This is a genomic window from Nonomuraea sp. JJY05 (assembly GCF_043496855.1).
Lineage (GTDB): Bacteria > Actinomycetota > Actinomycetes > Streptosporangiales > Streptosporangiaceae > Nonomuraea.
Genome location: NZ_JBIEIS010000054.1, coordinates 64,740 through 84,002, shown reverse-complemented (window position 1 = coordinate 84,002; position 19,263 = coordinate 64,740). Strand labels below are relative to the sequence as shown.

General features: G+C 71.4%; 16 protein-coding genes. 8 read left to right on the top strand and 8 right to left on the bottom strand.

Annotated elements, in window-relative coordinates:
• Positions 1 to 244: 244 nt before the first annotated feature.
• Positions 245 to 841: a transposase gene (locus ACFKCF_RS52305; protein WP_394503700.1), complete on the bottom strand. Its 597-nt coding sequence runs from the start codon at positions 839 to 841 to the stop codon at positions 245 to 247.
• Between the two features lie 2 nt (positions 842 to 843).
• On the bottom strand, positions 844 to 1,272 hold the full coding sequence (locus ACFKCF_RS52300) for a VOC family protein (RefSeq protein WP_394503698.1): 429 nt from the start codon (positions 1,270 to 1,272) through the stop codon (positions 844 to 846).
• A 613-nt stretch (positions 1,273 to 1,885) separates the two neighbouring features.
• Between ACFKCF_RS52300 and ACFKCF_RS52295 the strand changes: the two genes are divergently transcribed.
• On the top strand, positions 1,886 to 2,410 hold the full coding sequence (locus ACFKCF_RS52295; protein WP_394503696.1) for a hypothetical protein: 525 nt from the start codon (positions 1,886 to 1,888) through the stop codon (positions 2,408 to 2,410).
• 501 nt (positions 2,411 to 2,911) lie between these two features.
• Here ACFKCF_RS52295 and ACFKCF_RS52290 read toward each other — a convergent pair.
• On the bottom strand, positions 2,912 to 3,691 hold the full coding sequence (locus tag ACFKCF_RS52290) for an SDR family NAD(P)-dependent oxidoreductase (protein WP_394503695.1): 780 nt from the start codon (positions 3,689 to 3,691) through the stop codon (positions 2,912 to 2,914).
• 313 nt (positions 3,692 to 4,004) lie between these two features.
• On the opposite strand from ACFKCF_RS52290, the gene ACFKCF_RS52285 reads away from it, so the two are divergent.
• The 3 genes from ACFKCF_RS52285 to ACFKCF_RS52275 all read left to right on the top strand — a co-directional run bounded on the left by ACFKCF_RS52285 (position 4,005) and on the right by ACFKCF_RS52275 (position 7,316).
• Complete coding sequence (locus ACFKCF_RS52285) at positions 4,005 to 4,889, top strand: helix-turn-helix transcriptional regulator (RefSeq protein ID WP_394503693.1); 885 nt, start codon at positions 4,005 to 4,007, stop codon at positions 4,887 to 4,889.
• Positions 4,890 to 5,223: 334 nt separating this feature from the next.
• On the top strand, positions 5,224 to 6,090 hold the full coding sequence (gene sigJ, locus ACFKCF_RS52280; protein ID WP_394503691.1) for an RNA polymerase sigma factor SigJ: 867 nt from the start codon (positions 5,224 to 5,226) through the stop codon (positions 6,088 to 6,090).
• Positions 6,091 to 6,161: 71 nt separating this feature from the next.
• Entirely contained in the window at positions 6,162 to 7,316 is a 1,155-nt protein-coding gene (locus ACFKCF_RS52275; RefSeq protein WP_394503689.1) for an NAD(P)/FAD-dependent oxidoreductase, read from the top strand.
• A 9-nt stretch (positions 7,317 to 7,325) separates the two neighbouring features.
• On the opposite strand, the gene ACFKCF_RS52270 is transcribed toward ACFKCF_RS52275, so the two are convergent.
• Both ACFKCF_RS52270 and ACFKCF_RS52265 read right to left on the bottom strand, forming a co-directional pair.
• On the bottom strand, positions 7,326 to 8,039 hold the full coding sequence (locus ACFKCF_RS52270; RefSeq protein WP_394503687.1) for a type 1 glutamine amidotransferase: 714 nt from the start codon (positions 8,037 to 8,039) through the stop codon (positions 7,326 to 7,328).
• Complete coding sequence (locus ACFKCF_RS52265) at positions 8,029 to 9,258, bottom strand: MurT ligase domain-containing protein (RefSeq protein WP_394503685.1); 1,230 nt, start codon at positions 9,256 to 9,258, stop codon at positions 8,029 to 8,031. The genes ACFKCF_RS52270 and ACFKCF_RS52265 overlap by 11 nt, the downstream gene beginning before the upstream one ends.
• Before the next feature lie 179 nt (positions 9,259 to 9,437).
• Between ACFKCF_RS52265 and ACFKCF_RS52260 the strand changes: the two genes are divergently transcribed.
• Positions 9,438 to 9,851, top strand: coding sequence for a YjdF family protein (locus ACFKCF_RS52260; RefSeq protein ID WP_394503706.1), 414 nt, complete (start codon positions 9,438 to 9,440; stop codon positions 9,849 to 9,851).
• A gap of 66 nt (positions 9,852 to 9,917) precedes the next feature.
• Here the strand turns inward: ACFKCF_RS52260 and ACFKCF_RS52255 are convergent, their stop codons facing one another.
• Positions 9,918 to 12,794 (bottom strand): ATP-binding protein, encoded by a 2,877-nt coding sequence (locus ACFKCF_RS52255; protein WP_394503683.1) that lies wholly within the window; start codon positions 12,792 to 12,794, stop codon positions 9,918 to 9,920.
• Between the two features lie 167 nt (positions 12,795 to 12,961).
• Positions 12,962 to 14,902 carry a hypothetical protein gene (locus ACFKCF_RS52250; protein ID WP_394503681.1) on the bottom strand — a complete coding sequence of 647 codons (1,941 nt, stop codon included), beginning with the start codon at positions 14,900 to 14,902 and terminating at the stop codon, positions 12,962 to 12,964.
• Positions 14,903 to 15,073: 171 nt separating this feature from the next.
• On the opposite strand from ACFKCF_RS52250, the gene ACFKCF_RS52245 reads away from it, so the two are divergent.
• The 3 genes from ACFKCF_RS52245 to ACFKCF_RS52235 are packed head-to-tail and all read left to right on the top strand — an operon-like array spanning position 15,074 to position 17,959.
• Entirely contained in the window at positions 15,074 to 15,742 is a 669-nt protein-coding gene (locus tag ACFKCF_RS52245; protein ID WP_394503679.1) for a hypothetical protein, read from the top strand.
• Positions 15,739 to 16,383: a hypothetical protein gene (locus ACFKCF_RS52240; protein WP_394503677.1), complete on the top strand. Its 645-nt coding sequence runs from the start codon at positions 15,739 to 15,741 to the stop codon at positions 16,381 to 16,383. Before ACFKCF_RS52245 ends, ACFKCF_RS52240 begins: the two co-directional genes overlap by 4 nt.
• Positions 16,384 to 16,390: 7 nt before the next feature.
• A complete protein-coding gene (locus ACFKCF_RS52235) occupies positions 16,391 to 17,959 on the top strand; it encodes a hypothetical protein (RefSeq protein ID WP_394503675.1) in 1,569 nt (522 codons plus the stop codon).
• A gap of 36 nt (positions 17,960 to 17,995) precedes the next feature.
• On the opposite strand, the gene ACFKCF_RS52230 is transcribed toward ACFKCF_RS52235, so the two are convergent.
• On the bottom strand, positions 17,996 to 19,243 hold the full coding sequence (locus tag ACFKCF_RS52230) for a hypothetical protein (RefSeq protein ID WP_394503673.1): 1,248 nt from the start codon (positions 19,241 to 19,243) through the stop codon (positions 17,996 to 17,998).
• Between the last annotated feature and the right edge of the window lie 20 nt (positions 19,244 to 19,263).

Genomic DNA, 19,263 nt, shown 5'->3' with positions numbered 1-19,263 from the left:
CGGTGGCCGCAACATGTCACGGCGACACGCCGTAACTGTAAAGACACAGTCCGCTATATGCGGATAGATGCTATAAGCCTCTGATCAGGGCATACGCCCAAGAATTTGGTTTAAGAACAAGCTGAGTGCCCGTGTACAAACTGATCGTCAGGCGGATTCGGGAGACGCGGATCGGGCGAGTCGTCGCCCCATGGGGATGATCATCGCCCACAGGACCATGGCCTCGTGGTGCTCGGATAAGCGCTCATAGTCGCGGACGCACCGCCGGCGCTGGGAGATCCACGACAGGGTCCTCTCCACCACCCACCTGCGAGGGAGGAAACAAACCCTTTGATGTCATCGCGGCGTCTGATGATCTCCAGGGTGACTTGGACATGCTTCTTGGCCCAGGACACGAGCTTGCCGGCGTACGCGCTGTCGGCCAGACCAACGAGATCCTCTCGTGCCAGTCGTGCAGGCGTTCCAGCGCGGGCTTGGCGCCGTCGCGGTCCTGGGCGCCGGCGGCGGTGACGATGACGACCAGCAGCAGGCACAGGGTGTCCACGATGATGCGCCGCTTGGTGCCCTGCACGTTCTTCGCGGCGTCGTATCCGCGCGAGTCACGGGCGACGGTCTCGGCGGCCCGCAGGGACTGCGAATCGATGATCCCCGCGCTGGGCTCCGGCTCGCGTCCCTCGGTCACGCGGACCTGTTCGCGCAGGTCGTTATGGAGAGCATAGACATCACCGTCTTGCCACCAGCGAGTGAAGATGGCATGCACGGTACGCCAGGGCACCAGGAAGTCGGCGGGCAGATTGCGCCACTTGCAACCATTGTCGACCACGTACCGGATGGCATCCATGATCAGACGGCGGCAGTACTTCTCGGGTCGTCCGCCGTTGCCGTCAACCAGGCGGGCCAGGGCATCAGCGGTTCGATGACCTGCCATCCGGCGTCACTCATGTCGGTGGTGTAGCGGGGCTGCCGGGTCGGGTGATCGGTTCCGCGGCCGAACCGGCAGGCCTCGCATGAGCAGGCAGCTTCTTCGTTGCGGGAGACACCAGCATCGGTGTGGGTCAGAAGGACCCACAGGTGCCCGAATGGGTCTCTCAGCATGGCCGACCGGGCTCCGTAGAACATGTCGGTCGGAGGCTGGAGCAACTCGGCGCCGGCGCGGACGGCCTGGGCGCTGAGCGTGTCCACGTCATCGACATAGATATGGAGACCCACTGTCGAGCCACCCGCGGCACCAGGAGCTTTGAAGGGGCCATCCGCGTCCCCGCGCGTCGGCATACCCGGCCAAACGCCTTCGGCAACCCATTCCTCGTGACGCTGGGGCTGGCGGCGATCGTCTCGGCCCCGCCGTGCTGGCGGTGATGTATATCCGGATGTATCCGATCTTCCAGATCGCCGAGCGCGCCCAGGGATGCTTGCGGCTCGAACATGCGCCGCCGACCGGCTGGTCGACGCGCTGGCGCGGGCAGGCACGGGCAGGCGGCGAGCAGCTTCGGACGGGGGCGGGCAGGCGCGGAGGGGGCGGGCAGGCGCGGAGGGGGCTGGCAGGGCCGGACGAGGGGGGAAGGCCGGACGACCGTGGCGCCGCCGGCCGGGCGGTCCCTTCCCTGCTGGGTGGGCGCGATCGGGCGCCCCGTCCCGGAGGCAGCGGCGGGCTGGGCAGGAGACCGGGCCGGGGGGCCGGGGGGCCGGGCCGGGGGGCCGGGCCGGGGGGCCGGGCCGGTTAGGGCGGACGGGAGCGGGATGGCGGACGGGGGCGGGTGGGGGGGTTGTACGGACTTGTACGGATGATTCGGGCAGGGCTTCACCGGTCACGGGATTCTCGTCAGCGTGGTTCCAGGAACGCCCCATCGCGGAGCGCACGGCTTCGCGCGAGCAGAGAGGAACCCCGTTGTCCAGACTCATCAAGGCCGCGTTCGCCGCGGCGGCGCTGTCCGGCGCTCTCGCGCTGACGATCACTGCCGCCGATGCCGTGTCCAGTTCCCAGACCGGCACGCAGACCAGCGCTCAGTCTTACACCGGGGAGAGCAGCCCGTGGACCGCCCAGACAGTCGGAGCCTGGGGGAATATCCCGACGGCGTCTGTCAACGTCACCGTGCCCTCGGGGACGACGCGATTCGTCGACGCCCGCTTCACCGCCGAGTCCATTTGCGCCGGCGACGCCAGTGCATGGTGCTCCGTGCGTATCGTCGTGATCAACTCCGCGGGGACGACCACCGAGCTGCAACCGGTCACGAGTACGGACTACAAGTTCGACAGCCCCGGTGGCGCCGAGGAGGCTCACGCCCTTGAGCGTTTCTCTGCTCCCTTGGGCGCGGGCACCTACACCGTCCGGGTGCAAGCGCTGCGCATCACGGGCATCACTCAGTTCACCCTGGACGACTACGCGTTCACGGTCGGCCTCGTCGAGCCCTGAGGCATGACGAGATAGTGCCGGGTCATCGATAGGCCTCTGCGGGCGTCTCCGCAGGGGCCTATTGATCATGAGATCAGGCGACTGGGGCGTCGTGACGCGCACGCCGTACCGGGCCAGGGCCGTCATCCGCCGGTGCGGCGCCTCCGGCGGCAACCGCAGCCGCAGCGACAGCGACAGCGACAGCGACAGCGGCAACGGCAACGGCAACGGCAGCGGCAGTAACCCCGGTCCGACACTGAGGAACTCTGTGGCTCGTTTCAGCGCCTTCTCCAGGTTCTTGCCCGATGTCGCCCCCGCGCCCGCGCCCGCGGGACGGTCAGCAGCGGGCGCCGATGGGGCTGGGACGGCGGCGAGGTCGGCCGGAGACGGCCGGACGGGCCCCCGCCACAGTCGGCCGGCCGTTGAGAAGGCTGTCACCAAGTACAGCGCGAGCGCATTGAGGCTGGTCAGTGCGGGCTTCGTGGGGCCCGAGCAGGCTATGTCAAGGGTGCGGACGTCGGTTCAGGCGGCGCGGTAGCGGGTGGCCAGCTCGGGGCGCTGCGCTCCGAAGGCGGCGAGGTCGGCCTGGAAAACCGCGTCGAGGAGGCCGGCGTCCTCCACGCCCGGGGCGCAGACGGTCTCGCCCAGTTCCAGGCCGCGCAGGCTGGCGGTGACGACGTCGTCGGCCGCCATGCGGGGCACCCTGCTCATGTCGAGGCCCTGGCGCTCGTGGAACTCGGTGGCCACCACGCCCGGGCACACGACCTGCACCTTGACGCCGGTGCCTTCGAGCTCGGCGCTGAGGGTCTGGGAGAGGGCGACGAGGTAGGCCAGGCTCCCGCCGTAGACAGCTCGGCGGGGCATCTGGGAGTGCGGGGCGGGGCCGCTGAAGGCGATCATGCCGGCCACGTTGACGATGGTGCCTTCGCCGCGTGCCTGCATGCCCGCGACCACGGCACGGGTGAGCATGGTGGGGGCGAGGACCTTGACGCTGACGAGTTCTGCGGCCTTGTCGGCGGGCAGCTCGGCGAGCGGCATGTAGTGGGCGACACCGGCGTTGTTGACCAGCATGGTCAGCGGCTCGGTCGCGCAGATCTCGGCGACCGTGGCGATGCCTGCGGCGGTGGACAGGTCGGCGGCCACGGCCTGGACCTTGACCTCGGGGTGCGCGGCGGCGAACTCTTCCAGGCGGTCCTTGCGCCGGCCCACGATCACCAGGTCATAGCCGTCGGCGGCCAGACGCTCGGCGAAGGCCTTTCCGATGCCGGAGGTGGCGCCGGTGACGAGTGCGAGCTTGCTCACTGTTGTTCCTTTCCATTGCCGGGCCGTGGCGGCCAGGGTTCGGCTCCGCCGCCCGCTCTGCGAGAAGTGATCGTGGTTCGTGATCACGCCGCGAGCCTGCGACACGGCCGTACGACAAGCCTCAAGCCTGTGACACGGCCGCACGGCCAGCCGCGAGCCTGCGACGCGGCCGTGCGACCGGCCGCGAGCCTGCGGCACGACCGTGCGACCGGCCTCAAGCCTGCGACACGGCCGTACGACCAGCCAGGCGTCTGGTCTTCCTGGGAACGCCGGTACCAGGCAGGCCCGCAACGGGGCAGGCACACTGGCAACCATGGCGACGACGGAATTCGGGCAGGCAGTGCGCCGGTGGCGCGAACGGATCACGCCGGAAGCCGCCGGACTTCCCGCCGGCGGCCAGCGGCGTACCCCAGGGCTTCGACGCGAGGAGCTGTCCCAGCTGGCCGGGATCTCGGTCGACTACATCACCCGCCTCGAACAGGGCCGCGCCACCAGTCCCTCGCAGCAGGTCATCGAAGCCCTCTCCAGGGCCCTGCGGCTGTCGAGCCCCGAGCGCGCACACCTCTTCCAGCTGGGCGGGCTGCAGCCGCCGGGACCGGACAGCGTGCCCGCCTACCTCACGCCCAGCGTGCAGCGCCTGCTGGACCGGCTGACCCACACCCCTGTCGCCGTCTTCGACGCCGCCTGGACGCTCCTGCTGGCCAACCCGCCCTACGCCGCCCTCATGGGCGATCCCACCCGATGGCGCGGCCACCAGCGCAACGGGGTGTGGCGCAACTTCCTCGGCCCCAGCGACCGCGTGCGGCACACCCCGCAGTCACGGCGCGCCCTGCAGACCGCACTGGTCGCCGACCTGCGCACAGCCAGCGCCCGCTACCCGGCCGACCAGCGGCTCAGGCGGCTGATCGACGAACTGCTCGGACAAAGTGACCTGTTCGCCGAGTTGTGGGACACCGGCATCGCCGGTCGCCACGAGGCGGCCCGCAAGACGATCGACCACCCGCACGTCGGCGCCGTCACCCTCGACTGCGACATCCTCACCGTAGCCGGCAGCGACCTGCGCATCATGGTCTACACCGCCGAGACCGGCACGGAAGACGCCGATCTTCTCGCACTGATCACCACCCTGGGTACGCAAGAACTCGTGGGCCGGCGCCGGCCCGAGACGTACAACTCAGAAACAGGCGCTGACGCGTAGCTGGGTCACACACCCATCGCGCACGCCGTGGCGGGATAGCCGTGGCGGGATAATCGCCAGCACGCGTCCATCCGTTCCACGAGCCACCACCCACCGGCTCGTCCTCGGGCACTGCGTAGTGGGATCCGACCGCCCATCCGTCATCGGGGCCGGTCGCGGACCGCGTCCTCCAGGGAGCCGGCCGGTTTCGCGCCGTCGGGCTCGATGCGGTCCCACCCGGCCGTCCTGCGCTGTCCGATCTCCGGTACGCATCACGAGCACAACCCGCCGTTCGGGCGGTCGGAGATGGTTTGCCTAGGATCGGGGGTCGATCGCTCTTCCAGAGGAGGCGGAGATGACCGGCGCGTTGGCGGAGGCCGAATGGGAGTCGCATCGCTCCGCGGTCTTCGGGGCGGCCTACCGGATCCTCGGCACCGTGACCGAGGCCGAGGACGTGACGCAGGAGGTCTGGTTGCGCGCCGCCGCCGCCGACCTGTCCGAAGTGCGGGATCTGCGGGCCTGGCTGGTGACCGTGGCCGCCAGGACGTCCTACAACGTGCTGCAGTCGGCGCGCGTCCGGCGCGAGTCCTACGTCGGGCCCTGGCTGCCCGAACCGCTGCTGACCGGGCCGGACGCCGCCGCCCGGGTGCTCATGGACGAGTCGGTGAGCACCGCGATGCTGGTGGTCATGGAGACGCTCACCCCTGCCGAACGCGTCGCGCTGGTGCTGCACGACGTCTTCGACTTCCCGTTCGCCCGGATCGCCGAGGTGCTCGACAGCACGCCCGCCGCCGGCCGCAAGCTCGCCTCCCGCGCGCGGGCGCGGGTCGCCGCGGTCCAGGAGCGGCCCCGGGCGTCCAGGGCCGAGACCGAACGCGTGCTCAAGGCGTTCAGGGCGGCCGCCGACGCGGGTGACATAGCCGGGCTCGTCGAGCTGCTGCACCCCGAGGCCGTGTACGTCGCCGACGGCGGCGGAAAGGCGACCGCCGCGCGCAGGCCGATCCGGGGCGCCGAGCGGATCGCGCTGCTGGCGGCCAGGCAGATCGAGCTCAGGCGGCCGGACGCGTTCGAGGTCATCGAGGTGAACGGGCACCCGGCCCTGGCGACCTACCAAGGCGGCGAGCTGGTCTGGCTCGACACCGTGGAGATCGCCGACGGGCGGATCACGACGTTCAGGAGGCTAGTGAATCCGGAGAAGCTCGCCCGCATCGGTCACATCTGACCCCGCCGTCTTGTCTCCCTGCCGACCGGCCCCCGATCCCCCCGGGGGCGAGGCTGAGAGAGGACAAGACAGTGGCGCACGTTGTGATCATCGGAGGCGGTTTCGCGGGCGTGTGGAGCGCGGCGGGAGCGGCGCTGGCGCGCGGGGCGGCGGACCTGCGCATCACGCTCATCTCGCCGAACGAGCACCTGGTGCTGCGGCCCCGCCTGTACGAGCCGGAGCCGGACCTGGCCAAGGTGGAGCTCGCCAGGATCCTCGGGCCGATCGGCGTCGAGCACCTGCGGGCCTCGGTGAGCACGATCGACACCGGCCGCCGCGTGGTGGTGGCCGACGGCCGGGAGATCGGCTATGACCGCCTGGTGCTGGCGGCGGGCAGCAAGCTCGTCCGGCCGGAGGGCCTGCCCGGCGCCGAACGGCTCTTCGACATCGACACCCTGGACGGGGCCCGGCGGCTCACCGAGCAGCTGCGCGACCGAGAGGACTACTCCGCCGTGGTCGTCGGCGCCGGGTTCGTGGGCCTGGAGGCCGCGACCGAGCTGGCCGCCCGGGGCCGGGTCCTGCTGGTGGACCGGTCGCAGGTGGTCGGGGACCGGCTCGGCCCGGGACCGCGCGAGGAGATCGAGGCGGCGCTGGACCGGCTGGGCGTCGAACGCCGCCTAGGGACGACGGTGACGGAGGTCGGCGACGGGTACGCCGTCCTGTCCGACGGCACCCGGGTCGAGGCGGACGCGGTGGTCTGGTCGGTCGGGATGAGGGCCAGCGAGCTCACCCGGCAGATCTCCGACGAGCTCGATCACCTCGGCCGGGTGCCGGTGGACCAGCAGTTGCGCGCCCTGCCCGAGGTGTTCGCCGCCGGCGACACGGCCGCCGCGGCGTTCGACGCCGAGCACACGGTCATGCAGGCCTGCCAGCATGCCACCCCGCTCGGCAAGGTCGCCGGGTACAACGCGGCGGCCGACCTGCTCGGCATGCCGCTACGCGACTTCACCCCCGGCCCGTACGTCACCTGCCTGGACCTGGGCGGCGCCGGCGGGATCTTCACCAGGGGCTGGGACCGCCGGGTGATGGCCTCGGGCGCCGCGGGCAAGGAGGTCAAGCAGCGGATCAACCAGCACATCCACCCGCCGGTCGACGACGCCGCGAAGATCCTCGCCGCCGCCGACCGCGTCCACCTCGAGCTGCCCTTCTTCCCCCGCGACGAGGAGACGGCCGCCCCCGCCGCGTGAACCGGCCGGTCAGCCGGGCAGGACGGCGGCCAGGCGTTCCTGGCGCAGGGCGTCGTAGCGGGAGTTGTCGAGGGGGGCCAGGTCGCCCACCCGCCACGACAGCAGCAGGTCGGCCAGGGCCGGGTTGCGGGCCAGGGCCGGGCCGTGGAGGTAGGTGCCCACCACGTGACCCGCGTAGCAGCCCTCGAAGCCGTCTCCGTTGCCCACCCCGACGAGGGTCTTGGACAGGGGCTTGACGCCCGGGCCCAGGTGGGTGACGCCCATGTGGTTCTCGAAGCCGGTCAGGGTCGGGAGGTTGAGCGCCGCGTCCACCTCGGCGGCCAGCTCGCCGACCGCTCGGGCGGGACCGCGGGAGCTGGCGATGTCCAGCAGCCCGATCCCGTCGACCGGCTGGCCCTCCTCGCCCCCGAACGTGCTGCCCATGATCTGGTATCCGGCGCACACCGCCAGCAAGGCGGCGCCGCGGGCGACGGCGTGGTGGAGGCCGCCGTCGCGGCGCAGGCGTTCGGCGGCCAGGATCTGGGGGCGGTCCTCGCCGCCGCCGATGAGGTAGATGTCGCCCGTCTCCGGCACCGGGTCCGCCGAGCGTACGTGGATCGTCTCGGTCGCGATCCCCCGGCGGTTGGCGCGCTGCTCCAGGACGAGCACGTTGCCCTGGTCGCCGTACGTGCTCAGCAGGTCAGGGTAGATCCAGACGATGCGAAGGGCGCTGTCAGACGGCACGGCCGAACTCCGTTCGGATCTGCTGGAAGGCGGTGTAGTTGGCGATGACGTCGACCCGGCCGGGAGGCTGCATGGCCAGCGCCTCCGTGAACGTGCCGCACAGCGTGAACGGCACGTCCGCCACGTCGAGCCGGAGCGCCAGGTCGAGGCGGCGCTCGCCCGTAACGAAGACGGGGCGCCCGCGCAGGATGCGGTAGTCGACGTCCCACAGCCACGAGGTGTCGCGCCCGTCGGGCCCGTTGGCGTTGACCGAGAGGATGATCGGCAGCTGCGGGTCGGCCACGTCGAACGCCTCCAGCCACCCCGCCGGGTTCTTCGCCAGCAGCAGCCGCGCGTGGCGGCCGTCGCGCTCGACCGTGGTGTAGCGGCCGGCCACCGAGGTGACCTGGCGCAGCCGCGGCAGCGCCCGCTCCACCGGCACCCCGAACGCCTCGGCCACCGCCAGCGCCATCACCGCGTTTGAGCGGTTGGCCAGTCCGGGAAGCTGGATGTCGAGCAGCCACCGCTGCCCGCGCGGATCGACGGCCACCTCGTCGTCGATCGCCCACTGCGGCTCCGGCCGGTGGAACGTGCACTCCTTGCACGCCCAGTCGGCGTCCTTACGGTCGAGCGGGCCTCCGCACTCGGGGCAGCACCAGGAGTCTTCCTTCCATCGCTGGCCGCCGGAGACCCAGGTGACCTTGGCTGCCGTGGAGGCGCCCCAGGTCACGAGCGGGTCGTCGCAGTTGGCGATGACGTGGGTGGGCTTGCCGGACAGGGCCCTGCGCCACTTCTGCGCGAGCAGCCAGATCTCGGCGGCACGGTCCATCTGGTCGCGGCTGAGGTTCATCAGGCACACGACGCCCGCGCCGGTGGTGTCGAGGACCTCCGGCAGGTATTTCTCGTCCACTTCGAGCACGCCGTACGGGGCGCTCTTGTTCTGGGAGAGCGCCGAGACGTGGCCGGCGGGCATGTTGGCACCCAGCGCGTTGGTGGCGACGTCGCCGAGCTCCAGCAGCGCCGAGGTGATCAATCTCGTCGTGGTGGTCTTGCCGTTGGTGGCGCTGACCAGGGCCAGCTTGCGGTCGCGGGCCAGCTTGCGCAGGAGGTCGGGCTCAAGCAGCAGGCCCACTCGCCCGCCGATCACCGAGCCGTCCCCGCGCCCGGTCATCTTGGACAGCGTGGCGGCACTGCGGCCCAGGGCGCTGGCGAGCTGGGCCCGCAGAGGAAGCTGGGTCATGCCCAAGGATCCTAGTCGGCATTGGCCGATAGTCTGGAGCTGCACACGAAAACGCGGCCCGGTCGGTAGCCCGGGCGAAGCTTCACGTATCCGCCCTTCCATGGGATGTCCGGTGTGCCGGAAGCGGCCTCGACAGGCCGTCATTTCGGCATACGCGCATGGAGGGCGACGTGGTGACGATGTCTGTCTATCTGGACGGCCCGTTCTGGGTCGGCGTACTCGAGATCGTCGAGGACGGCACGGTCCGGGCGACCCGGTTCACGTTCGGGTCCGAGCCCACCGATCCGGAGTTGTACGAGTTCCTGCGGCGGCACGGCGTCGCGCTGCTCGAACGGGCGGCCGCCGCGCCCCCGGCCCCCTCGCAGGGGCGGGAGGCCGGGCGGGTCAACCCCAAGCGGGCCGCGAAACTGGCGGCCCGGGCGGCGGCCGAGGTGTCCCGCCGGAGCACGGCCTCCCAGGAGGCGTTGCGGCTGGAGCTGGAGAGCCGGAAGACGGAGGCGGCGGATAACCGGCGGGCCCGGCGGCGGGAGGCGGCGGAACACAGGCGGGAGGTGGCCCGCCGCAAGCGCCTCGAACGCCGCCGCGACCGCTGAGACACCGCCGCCGCGACCGCTGAGACCCGGAGGCCAGGAGGCCAAGAGGCCAAGAGGCCAGGAAAGTCAGGAGGGCGAGGGGGCGGTGTCGGCGAAGGCGATCTCCGGGGCGCCGCCGTGGTCGAACGGCAGGACGAAGCGGCGCGGCCACGACAGCACGCTCTCCAGCCACCCCGCCCCCATCGTCTGCCCGACATGCCGCAACCGCGCCGACGACTCGATCCCGATCGCCACCGTCGTGATGTCCCGCTGCACCCCTTCGTTCTCGTCGTCCCCCAGGATGACCCGCCAGGCCAGCGCCCGGTTGCGGTCCACCTCCATCGACAGCGGGTGGTGCCGCAGCGCCTTGGCGCGGTGTCCGAGCAGTTCGGTGTGGACGAGGTCGGGGTTGGCGCCGTTGCCGTTCGAGGGCTGGCGGAAGAGGGCGTACTCCATGGGCGGCGCCGGGCTGCGCAGGTTGGGCGCCGGGTGGCCGTACGGGAAGAGCCTGTCCACCTCGTGCAGCCACCGGACCTGCGGGATCACCCACGACGCCCCCGGCCGCTCCCCGCCCCCGTCGAGCCCGGCGAGCAGCCGCGTGGCGGTCTCCGCGGCCTTCTCGGTGAGCAGGGCGGGGTCGAACCAGCTGCGCAGCGACCAGGCGCGCCGCTGCACCGAGCGTTCGATCAGGGTCGCCAGCAGACACTCCCCGCGCCGGGCCGGCAGCTCGGACCAGGCGGAGCCCAGGGCGCGCGGCACGCCGGGCAGCGGCCGGTTGCTGACGAAGGCGAGCACGACCGTGTCGCACCAGATGCGCAGCCAGGCCCACTCGGGGGCGTCGGCGAGCACGTCGGCCTCGCGCAGCTCCACCAGCGTGCACGCCTGCCCGGTGCGGCAGGACGCGCCGCACGCCGCGGACCGGCGGCCGCGGATGGGCGGCGGCGGGCCGGGCAGCACCTTCTCGCGGGCCTCCCCCAGCGGTACGCGGACCCGCAGCGGCCGGTCCATCCCGTCGGCGAAGACCGCGGCCGAGCCCGGCTGCAGCGAGACCACGTGGCGGGACTGCTCGTCGCTGAGGTTCATGGCGGCGCCGACGAGCTTCCTGTCGTCCTCGGCCGGGAGCCGGTGCACGACCTTCAGCGCGGTGTTCTTGACGACGTCGGAGACGAGCTTGGTCGGGATCTGCTCGGCCACCACGATGCCCTCGCCGTACGCGCGGATCTCCGCCAGCAGCCCGGCCAGCAGCTCCACCGCGTGCGTGGAGGCCCGGCCGTGGCCGCGGTCGCGCAGCAGCCGGTGCGCCTCCTCGATCACGATGACGTGGCGCAGCTCGTGGGACTTCTCGCGGCGGGCCCGCATCCGCAGGTGCTCGACGATCCGGATGATCAGCGTGCCCATGAGGAACGCCTTGTCCTCGTCGTTGGCCACGTCCTCGATCGCCAGCACGACGTCCCGCTCCAGCAGGCCGCCGATGTCGGCGGGATGGCCGCCCTCGAAGAAGCGCCCCGCCGAGCCGACCCGCAGGGACCGCAGCCGCAGCGAGATGAAGCCCTCGACGTCGGCCTGGACCTCGCGGCCGTAGCCGATCTCCTTGATCACGTCCATGGCGTGCTGCTGGAGCTGTTCGAGGGTGGGGACGCTGGGCGGGACGTTCGAGCCCGGCACGGCGCCGCCGGTGACGACGTCCCAGCCGGTGGACTCGTAGACGCGCTGCAGCGCCAGCGACATGATCTGCGGGAACGGCTCCTCGGCGTCGAAGGCCGCCATGAACAGCGCCCTGACCATGTCGATGTGGGCCTGGACGGGGTAGCCGGGCTCGGGTTCGAGCGGGTTGATGCTGAACGGCACGCCGTCCGGCGCCGACGGGTTGATGACGGTGATCGGGTCGTCGAGGCGCCCGGCCATGGCGGCGTACTCGGACTTGGCGGGCTCGATGGCCAGCCACGGGATGCGGGCCCGGCTGAGCTGCTCCAGCAGGTGGCGCACCGTCTGCGACTTGCCCGAGCCGGTGGCCCCGGTGACGAACGCGTGCCGGTTGAGCGTGGCCAGCGGCACCCGGAACGTCCCGACCCCCCTGTCCTGCCCGTCGAGGATCTCGCCCAGCTCCAGCTCGCCGCCGTCGGCCTCGGACGTCACGTCGAAGAAGCCCGACTCCAGCACGCGTACCCCCGGGACCTCCCTCCTGGGCAGCCCGGCCAGCGCCGCCAGAGCCCCGGCGGTGGCGGCGAACGGGGCGGCGGCGCCGTCCGCCGGGTCCTGCATGGTCATGGCGAGGGCCTCCGACAGGCCGTAGGCGGCGCCGTGCGAGCTGCGCAGCCGGTACGGGTGGTGGCTCATCTCGACCGACCCGACCAGCACGGGCGCGATCTGCCGCAGCTCGTCGGCGGTGGCGCCGCCGGCCAGCACGCGAACGTTCCAGAGCCCCGCCTCCCTGAAGGCGTCCAGCTCCTGCATGCGCCGCTCGGCCCGCTCGGCGTCGAAGCGGGAGCGCTCGGAGGCGTCCCCGTACTGCCTGAGCACGTTGAGCTGGGTACGCAGGTGCGCCACCTCGGCGTCGAGCAGGTCGGTCGGCTCGGCCACCACCAGCCAGGCGAAGGGCCGCGACATCAGCGTCACCAGCGTCGACTCGAACAACGTGGGCCGCCTGAGCTCGTCCGGGTCGAACTCGCGCCCCTTGTTCCCCAGCGGCGGCGCCTGGCGGCCCGGGCACGGCGTCCACACCAGGTCCGCCAGGTCGGCGAGATACTCCTCGTCGAGCTGCACCCCGCGCGCCCCGCCCGGGAACAGCAGCGGCTGCGGCCCGCTCGGGCGGCCCGGCGCGTCGGTGGACCTGCGCGGCTGGCGCGGGGGCGACAGCGGCCCGGCGTTGGTGATGAGCTCGAGCGGCGCGCCGGATCCCCGCGACAGCCACCCGATGACGAACGGCCGGTCGCGTTGCGCCGCCGACAGCACCGCGGGCAGCACGGTGACGAAATCCCACTCCGCCGACGAGCTTCGCGAGGGCGCTGCGATCGACTGGATTCGATACCAGGGCCCACTCAGCGACACACTCGGCTGCATTTCATTCCCCCACAGACGGTTCTTTGTTAAATTCCGCCAACCGTCAGCTCGTCACGTTGACATTGACCATGTCATTGCCTGCCCTTGCGCCAGTCCAGGCGTGGCGGTGGTGGCCCGAGGTTCGGCGGGGGCTCCCCGTCGGCGCCCTGTGCCTGGGGGTCGAGCGCGAGCACGGCCTCGCGTACGTCCTCCAGCTCGCCGAGCGTGGTCTTGGGGAAGGTCAGGATGGCGGGGTTGGCGTCGGCGAGGCGTACGCGCCTGCCCTGGGCCGTGGCGTCGGTGACGATCACGGAGGTCGTGGGGAGCTGCTGGAGCTGGTGCGGCTCGACGAGGAACTCGCGCGAACGCTGCAGCACCCGCTCCTTCTCGGAGATCTTGTCGGCGGTCCTGCCCCACTCGGTGGACTCGGTGATGTCGCCGGCCAGATCCGCGAGGTTGTCGTCGCGGTCCTCCCTGTCGTCGTCCATCTGGGAGATCGTGGAGGTGTAGCCGCCGTCGAGCCCGGGCAGCGAGTCGCTGATCGTCTCGGTGAGCTGGGCCAGCTCCAGCCGGTGCTCGGTGCCGACGTGCTCGCTGGCGACCCGCGCGTCCTCGGCGTTGCCCAGCCGCATGAACGCCACCGCCGCGTGCCCCCTGCCGAGCCGCTCCCGCACCGTGGGGGTCAAAGACCGATAAGTCAGGACCAGTCCCGTACGGGAGGTCTCGCAGGCGTCCATCAGCCGGTCGAGCACGTCGCCTCTGAGCTTGTCCGCGCCCGCCACGATGATCGTGTGGTACCAGGGCCGGTCCGAGGCCGGGGACTGGCGCAGGATGTGGGTGAGCGCGGTGGCCACGTACGTGCCGAGCACCCGGTTGCCGAAGGCGCCCGCCTGCCGGTCCATGCTCACCACCCGCAGCCGCGCGGGCGGCAGCCGCACGGCCTCCGTGCCGAGCGTCTCCAGCTTGCGCAGCTGCGACTCCAGCGCCCAGGCCCGCTCGATCACCACCCGCTCGCTCACCCCGCGGCCGAACAGCGTGCCGATGCGCTCCAGCTGGGTCGCCGTGATCAGCCCGAACCTCAGGTCGTCGCGCGGGTCGCCCACCTGCGCGAGCGCCCGCAGCGCGGCCGTGACCTGGCTGATCGTGGCGTTCTCGCCGAGCACTTCGAGCACCCGCTCCAGGATCGCGTTGTCGAAGCTGAGGTCGCGCGTGGTGCGGTGCTCCTCGCTCACGCTCACCACGTGCGCCAGCACGTCCGCGAACGCCTCCGGCTTGAGCGTGGCGCCCAGGTCGAGTTTGGGCAGATCGACCGGCAGCACCCAGACCAGCGGGTCGTCGCCGCCCTTGCGGGCCAGCTCGATCAGGTCCTTGGCGATCGCGCCCTCGGACAGGTCGAGCACGGTCAGGTGGCCGCCGCTGTAGAGCCGCGTGGCGCCGAGCAGCGTGATCAGCGCCGACCAGCCGGGGAGCGTGCCACCGGCCACGTCGATGCGGTCGATCTCGTCCGGTACGGCGACCGCGTACCACGTGAGCTGCCGGTCGTGGCGTTCCTTGGAGTCCTGCCACTCGCGGTAGCGCTGGGCGTGCTCCTCCTGCGCGCGGAACAGCTCCTTGTCACGTTCCTCGCGCTGGCGCTCGTCCCTGGCCTGCTGCTCCAGCACGCGGTACTTCACCGCCCGGTCGCCCTGCAGCAGCGCGTAACTGCAGATGCCCGCCACGCCTCCGGCGGCGGTGAGCCCGGCGAGCGCGAACGGCCACGCCAGGTAGCCCGCGATCCCGGCGGCCAGGATGAGGACGGCCAGCACCAGCATGAACGTCCGGACGAGCCGTACGGGCTTGTTGAGCATGTCCTCCTGGAGCCGCTCGCGGCGCAGCAGGTCCGGGTCGACGGGGCCGGGGGTGTCGGCGGGATCCTCGAGGGGAGAGGGGCGCTTGGGCGGCGGGCCAGGGTCGGAGTGCAGCAGGATGTACTGCCAGCCCAGGTAGATGCGGTCCGCCTGGAGCTGGGCATGCTCGGGATGCACGTCCGTCACGTGACCCTCCGGCCGCCGATATGTCGTTAGGAGTAAAGGGCCAACCCTTTCCGCTCCGTGACAGCGTATGAGCTTCGAGGCCCGTAGCGGCAGGGTTTCTCGGCAATTCTCCCAGTCCGATGGGAGTATTGCGGCAGATGGGACAAGCGAGACCTACTACCATCCATACCCATGACGGAACCCTCCGGCGCAAGCAGTGACAAGCCCAGACGCCCGGTAGTGGTGCCCGCCGTTGCCCTGGTGGCGCTCACCGCCATCGGCATCACCGCTCTGCTGGGCGGACTGAGCGAGGCCCCTGAGGAGCCCGAGTCGCTGGGCCCTGGCGCGGTGCTCGATCAGGGCCTCTACTCCACCAAGTTCGTCGAGTCGCGCGTGACGGTGGAGAAGGCCGAGTCGCAGTGGACCGAGGACAAGCGGTTCGTGGAGCTGGTCTTCGAGGTCACCAACAAGGGCGACCAGACCTACCAGGTCGGCCTGCCCCCGGTGAAGCTGGAGCAGGCCTTCACGAGCGACTCCTTCGCCGGCTCCCTGGTGAAGATCACCCCCGCCTTCTCCAAGGACGCGGGGCCGTTCACGTTCGCGCAGGCCAAGGGGGGCGAGACCCGCCAGCTCCACCCGGGGCTGACCAGCCAGGTCATTGTCCGTTACCGGCTCAAGGACAACGAGCAGCCGCCGGAGAAGATCACGATGGACGTCGCGTCGTTCGAGTACGAGCCCGAGTGGAACACCAACGTCCCACGCTGGCGGATGGTCGCCAACGAGAACCTCGACACCATGAAGTTCTATCCCGAGATCAAGGCGCGGGTGACTCTGGCGGTCAAGAAGGGTGACGCAACGTGACCGCCACGCAGCAAAGATCAACTGTCGCCCCCCGCCGCCGCAGCAGGAGGGCAGGCCGGGGACAGGGGATCGGCACCCGGCTACTCAACGTCACCTTCGGGTTGGTGCTGCTGGGCAGCGCCGTCTGGCTGCAGACGCTGCACATGGCCGAGGGCGAGATCACCGACCCGATCACGTACACCGGCGCCAAGGGCGAGGTGGTGGACGCCCGGCGGTTCTCCCTGCGGCTCGACTCGTTCACGGCCGCGAAGTCCATCCAGAGCGGCAGCCGGACGATCGGGACCGACAACCTCTTCCTCGTCGTCAACGTCTCGGCCAAGTCCAGCCTCAAGCCCTATCACCTGGCCCAGCCTGAGCTGCTGACCGCCGACGGGAAGCGATTCGACGCCACCGACCGGGTCAACAACGACCTCACGATGGCCATGTCGTGGGTGCAGCCGGACATCTGGAAGAGCGGGCGCTTCTTCTTCGAGGTGCCGCCCTCCGAGCTGGCGGGAGCGCATGTCGTGTTCGGGCTGAACAAGGGGTTCGTGGTGGAGCCGTACCAGCCGGAGGTCGAGGTGGATCTCGGCCTGGACGACGAGGGCGCGCGCAAGCTCGCGGCCTCGCCTCAGGACGTCTACTCGACCGACAAGAAGTGATCGCAGCATGAGCACGAACGAGCGCGACTGGTTCTCGCCCAGGAACGACCCGCGGCGCGAGGACGATCCGGCCCCGCCCCCGCCCAGCCAGGAGCCGCCGCCGGGTCTCGGCGCCCACTCCGGCCGCGGCGCCCCGCCGCCCGGCCCCGGGCGGCACTCCGGGCCCGGCTTGCCTCCTGAGCACGGCCCGAGCCTCGATCAGGACCTGCTCGGCGAAGAGACGGCACCGGTCCCCCGGGTGCCGTCCGCGGGCGGCCTGCCCGTCCGTGGCAGTCGTGGAACGCCGCCACCGGGTTACGACGCGCTGGAGGGACGGCCGAGTGGGCCGCAGGAGGCGATGGGGTGGCCGGAGACGCCCCGGGAGCCGATGGGCCGGCCCAGCCCGCCGCAGGAGGCTCTGGAGTGGCCCAGCGCGCCACAGGGCCCCACGTACCCCCACCAAGGCCCCGCGCACCCCCAGGGACCCGCACACGCCCAGGGACCCGCACACGCCCAGGGACCCGCACACGCCCAAAGCCCGGCGGACGCCCGAGGCCCCGCACACGCCCAGGGCCAGCCGCACACCCAGGGCCAGCCGCACGGCCCGGGCCCGGCGCCCGGCCAGAGCCCTGCCCGTGGGCAAGGCCCGGCACACGCGCGAGGCCCGGCGCACGGCCAGGGCCCCGCGCACGGCCAGGGCCCCGCGCACGCGCAGGGCGGCCCCGTGCAGAGGCCGGGGCTGCCCCCTCGTCCCACCCCGCCCCAGTCCCGCGCCCGGCACGCGGCCCAGGCCGACCAGCAGGTGTGGCCTCCGGCCCCCCGCGAGCCCGTGGGCGGCGCCACGCAGCCGCTGCCTGCCGTCCCGGCCGCCATGCCCGTGTCGCCGCAGCAGGGCCCCGGGACGCCCCTCCCGCGCCGGCAGGTCCCCGATCAGGAACCCGCGGCCCACCAGGCGCCCGCGCCGGAGACGCCGCCTGACACCCCGCAGGAGGCCCCGCCCGGGCCGCGTCAGGCCGCCGCCCCGCGAGGACGCAAGAAGCGCACCGTGCTGGTCGCCGTGGCCGCCGTCGTCGTGTCGCTGGTCACCATGGGCGCCCAGTCGTACGACGGCTACCTCTTCTACGAGAAGACCACCACCAAGGAGACCAAGGAGACCGTCGTCCCCGCCGGTCAGGCGGGCAAGGTGAAGAACATCGAGTGGCGGGCCACGGTCACCCGCATCAAGATGCCCGACAACCTCCAGTACGGCCCCGAGGTGACCGCGCTGAGGGTGGACATCACCAAGAAGATCCTCGACGAGGGCAGCGCCACCAAGACCGGCCTGTTCGAGGACGCCAAGCTGGAGGACCGCGCCGGCCGCAGCTGGGTCGTGAGCGTCGACCCGCAGAGCGACCGGCCGACGGACCGGCTGGAGGTCGGCAAGGAGTACAAGATCCTGGCGGCGGCGGTGGTGCCGACCGCGGTGGCGGACGAGGTCGAGCTGTCCTTCAGGCCGAGCAACTACCGTTCTGACACGCCCACGGCGGACCTCTTCAAGCGCGACACCGTGGCCAAGCTCGAGGACGACGTCGACGTCCTGCGGTTCAGGCGGCGCTGAGCGGTCGCGGCCGGCGACCGCCCGGGTGCCGCCGGCTCAGACGTCCTCGAACGGCTCGCCCCTGAGGCGCGCCCTGGTGGCCGCGAGGTCGTACGTGGCCGCCAGCAGCGCCATCGTGAGCACGGCCACGACCGTCTCGCGCAGGAAGCTCAGCGGCGGCCCTTGGAACTCCCACACCCATTCCCGCTGGGTGCCGATGAGCCACCGCAGCCCCCGCTCGGCGTACTCTCCGCCGACCAGCAGGCCCACGTAGCACAGGCACATCATGCCGAACAGCGGGAGGCCGGCCTTGCCCACCATCCGCAGGGAGTTGGCCAGCGGCAGCCAGCGGTCCCTGAACCCGCCGGTGAGCTGGTCGAACGACTTCTGCGTGAGGTCGTGGGCGCCCTCCAGCCGGTCCACGCTCTTCTCCAGGCGGGTGCCCTTGACCAGGGCGCGGGTCTCGTCGGAGTAGGAACCGAAGACGAGCATCGCCACGGTGAGCCAGGCCAGCGGAACGGCCACGGCGTCGAGGAAGAACGGCCAGGCGTCGCCGAAGAAGCCGGTGACGGACTCCCACAACGGCACGTTCTTCTGCGCCTCGGCCAAGAGCTCCTCCGTGTCGGCCACCACGTTGCGGTGCTCGACCCAGTCGGAGCGCGCGGTGCCGATGTAGAGGGTGGCGTTCAGGCCGTAGAAGACGAAGGCGAACTCCGAGAAGGCCGCGCAGAAGCCGTAGAACTTGCCGTTGCCCTCGGTCTTCTCGAGGAGCTTGGCGAAGAGCAGCTTCAACCCGAACATGGCGGCCATCGCCCCTAGCGACACCCGCCAGTCGAGGTCCGTGAGTCCATGGCCGACCTGGGACTGCTCCCCGAAGAAGGACGCCTCCGTCTGGTCGTAGATGTGGTGGAACAGATCCATCTGGTAGACGTCCCTGGCATCCTCCGTATGGAATCCCCAGGCCAGGTAGAGCACGGCGAAGGCCGGGGCCACCCGGTCGAGCACCCGGAAGAAGCGCTCGTCCTGCACACCCTCCTCGGTCCTCGCGCGCATCTCCCACAGGGCGTTGCGCAGCGAGTAGAGCATGCCGGCGGTGACCGTCATCGCCGCTAGAATGATCAACGTGAGCAGCGTCATCACGAGGACCAGGCGGACCTGCCTGAAGTCGCCGTAGGCGACCTCCGTGGCTGCGTAGAGCAGGACGAAGCGGGTCAGCTGACCGGCGGCGTACCAGAGGATCAGCGGCAGGGCGCACTTCCCCGCCAGCCGTAGGGCGTGCAGGGGCAGCGAATACGGCGACGGCATCCCCTGAGCCGGCGTAGGCC

What these genes read in the sequence shown, in the direction of transcription:
- ACFKCF_RS52305 (WP_394503700.1), bottom strand. Translation starts at nt 841, where the DNA reads ATGGATGCCATCCGGTACGTGGTCGACAATGGTTGCAAGTGGCGCAAT.
- ACFKCF_RS52300 (WP_394503698.1), bottom strand. Translation starts at nt 1,272, where the DNA reads ATGCCGACGCGCGGGGACGCGGATGGCCCCTTCAAAGCTCCTGGTGCC.
- ACFKCF_RS52285 (WP_394503693.1), top strand. Translation starts at nt 4,005, where the DNA reads ATGGCGACGACGGAATTCGGGCAGGCAGTGCGCCGGTGGCGCGAACGG.
- sigJ (WP_394503691.1), top strand. Translation starts at nt 5,224, where the DNA reads ATGACCGGCGCGTTGGCGGAGGCCGAATGGGAGTCGCATCGCTCCGCG.
- ACFKCF_RS52265 (WP_394503685.1), bottom strand. Translation starts at nt 9,258, where the DNA reads ATGACCCAGCTTCCTCTGCGGGCCCAGCTCGCCAGCGCCCTGGGCCGC.
- ACFKCF_RS52260 (WP_394503706.1), top strand. Translation starts at nt 9,438, where the DNA reads ATGTCTGTCTATCTGGACGGCCCGTTCTGGGTCGGCGTACTCGAGATC.
- ACFKCF_RS52245 (WP_394503679.1), top strand. Translation starts at nt 15,074, where the DNA reads ATGACGGAACCCTCCGGCGCAAGCAGTGACAAGCCCAGACGCCCGGTA.
- ACFKCF_RS52235 (WP_394503675.1), top strand. Translation starts at nt 16,391, where the DNA reads ATGAGCACGAACGAGCGCGACTGGTTCTCGCCCAGGAACGACCCGCGG.
- ACFKCF_RS52230 (WP_394503673.1), bottom strand. Translation starts at nt 19,243, where the DNA reads ATGCCGTCGCCGTATTCGCTGCCCCTGCACGCCCTACGGCTGGCGGGG.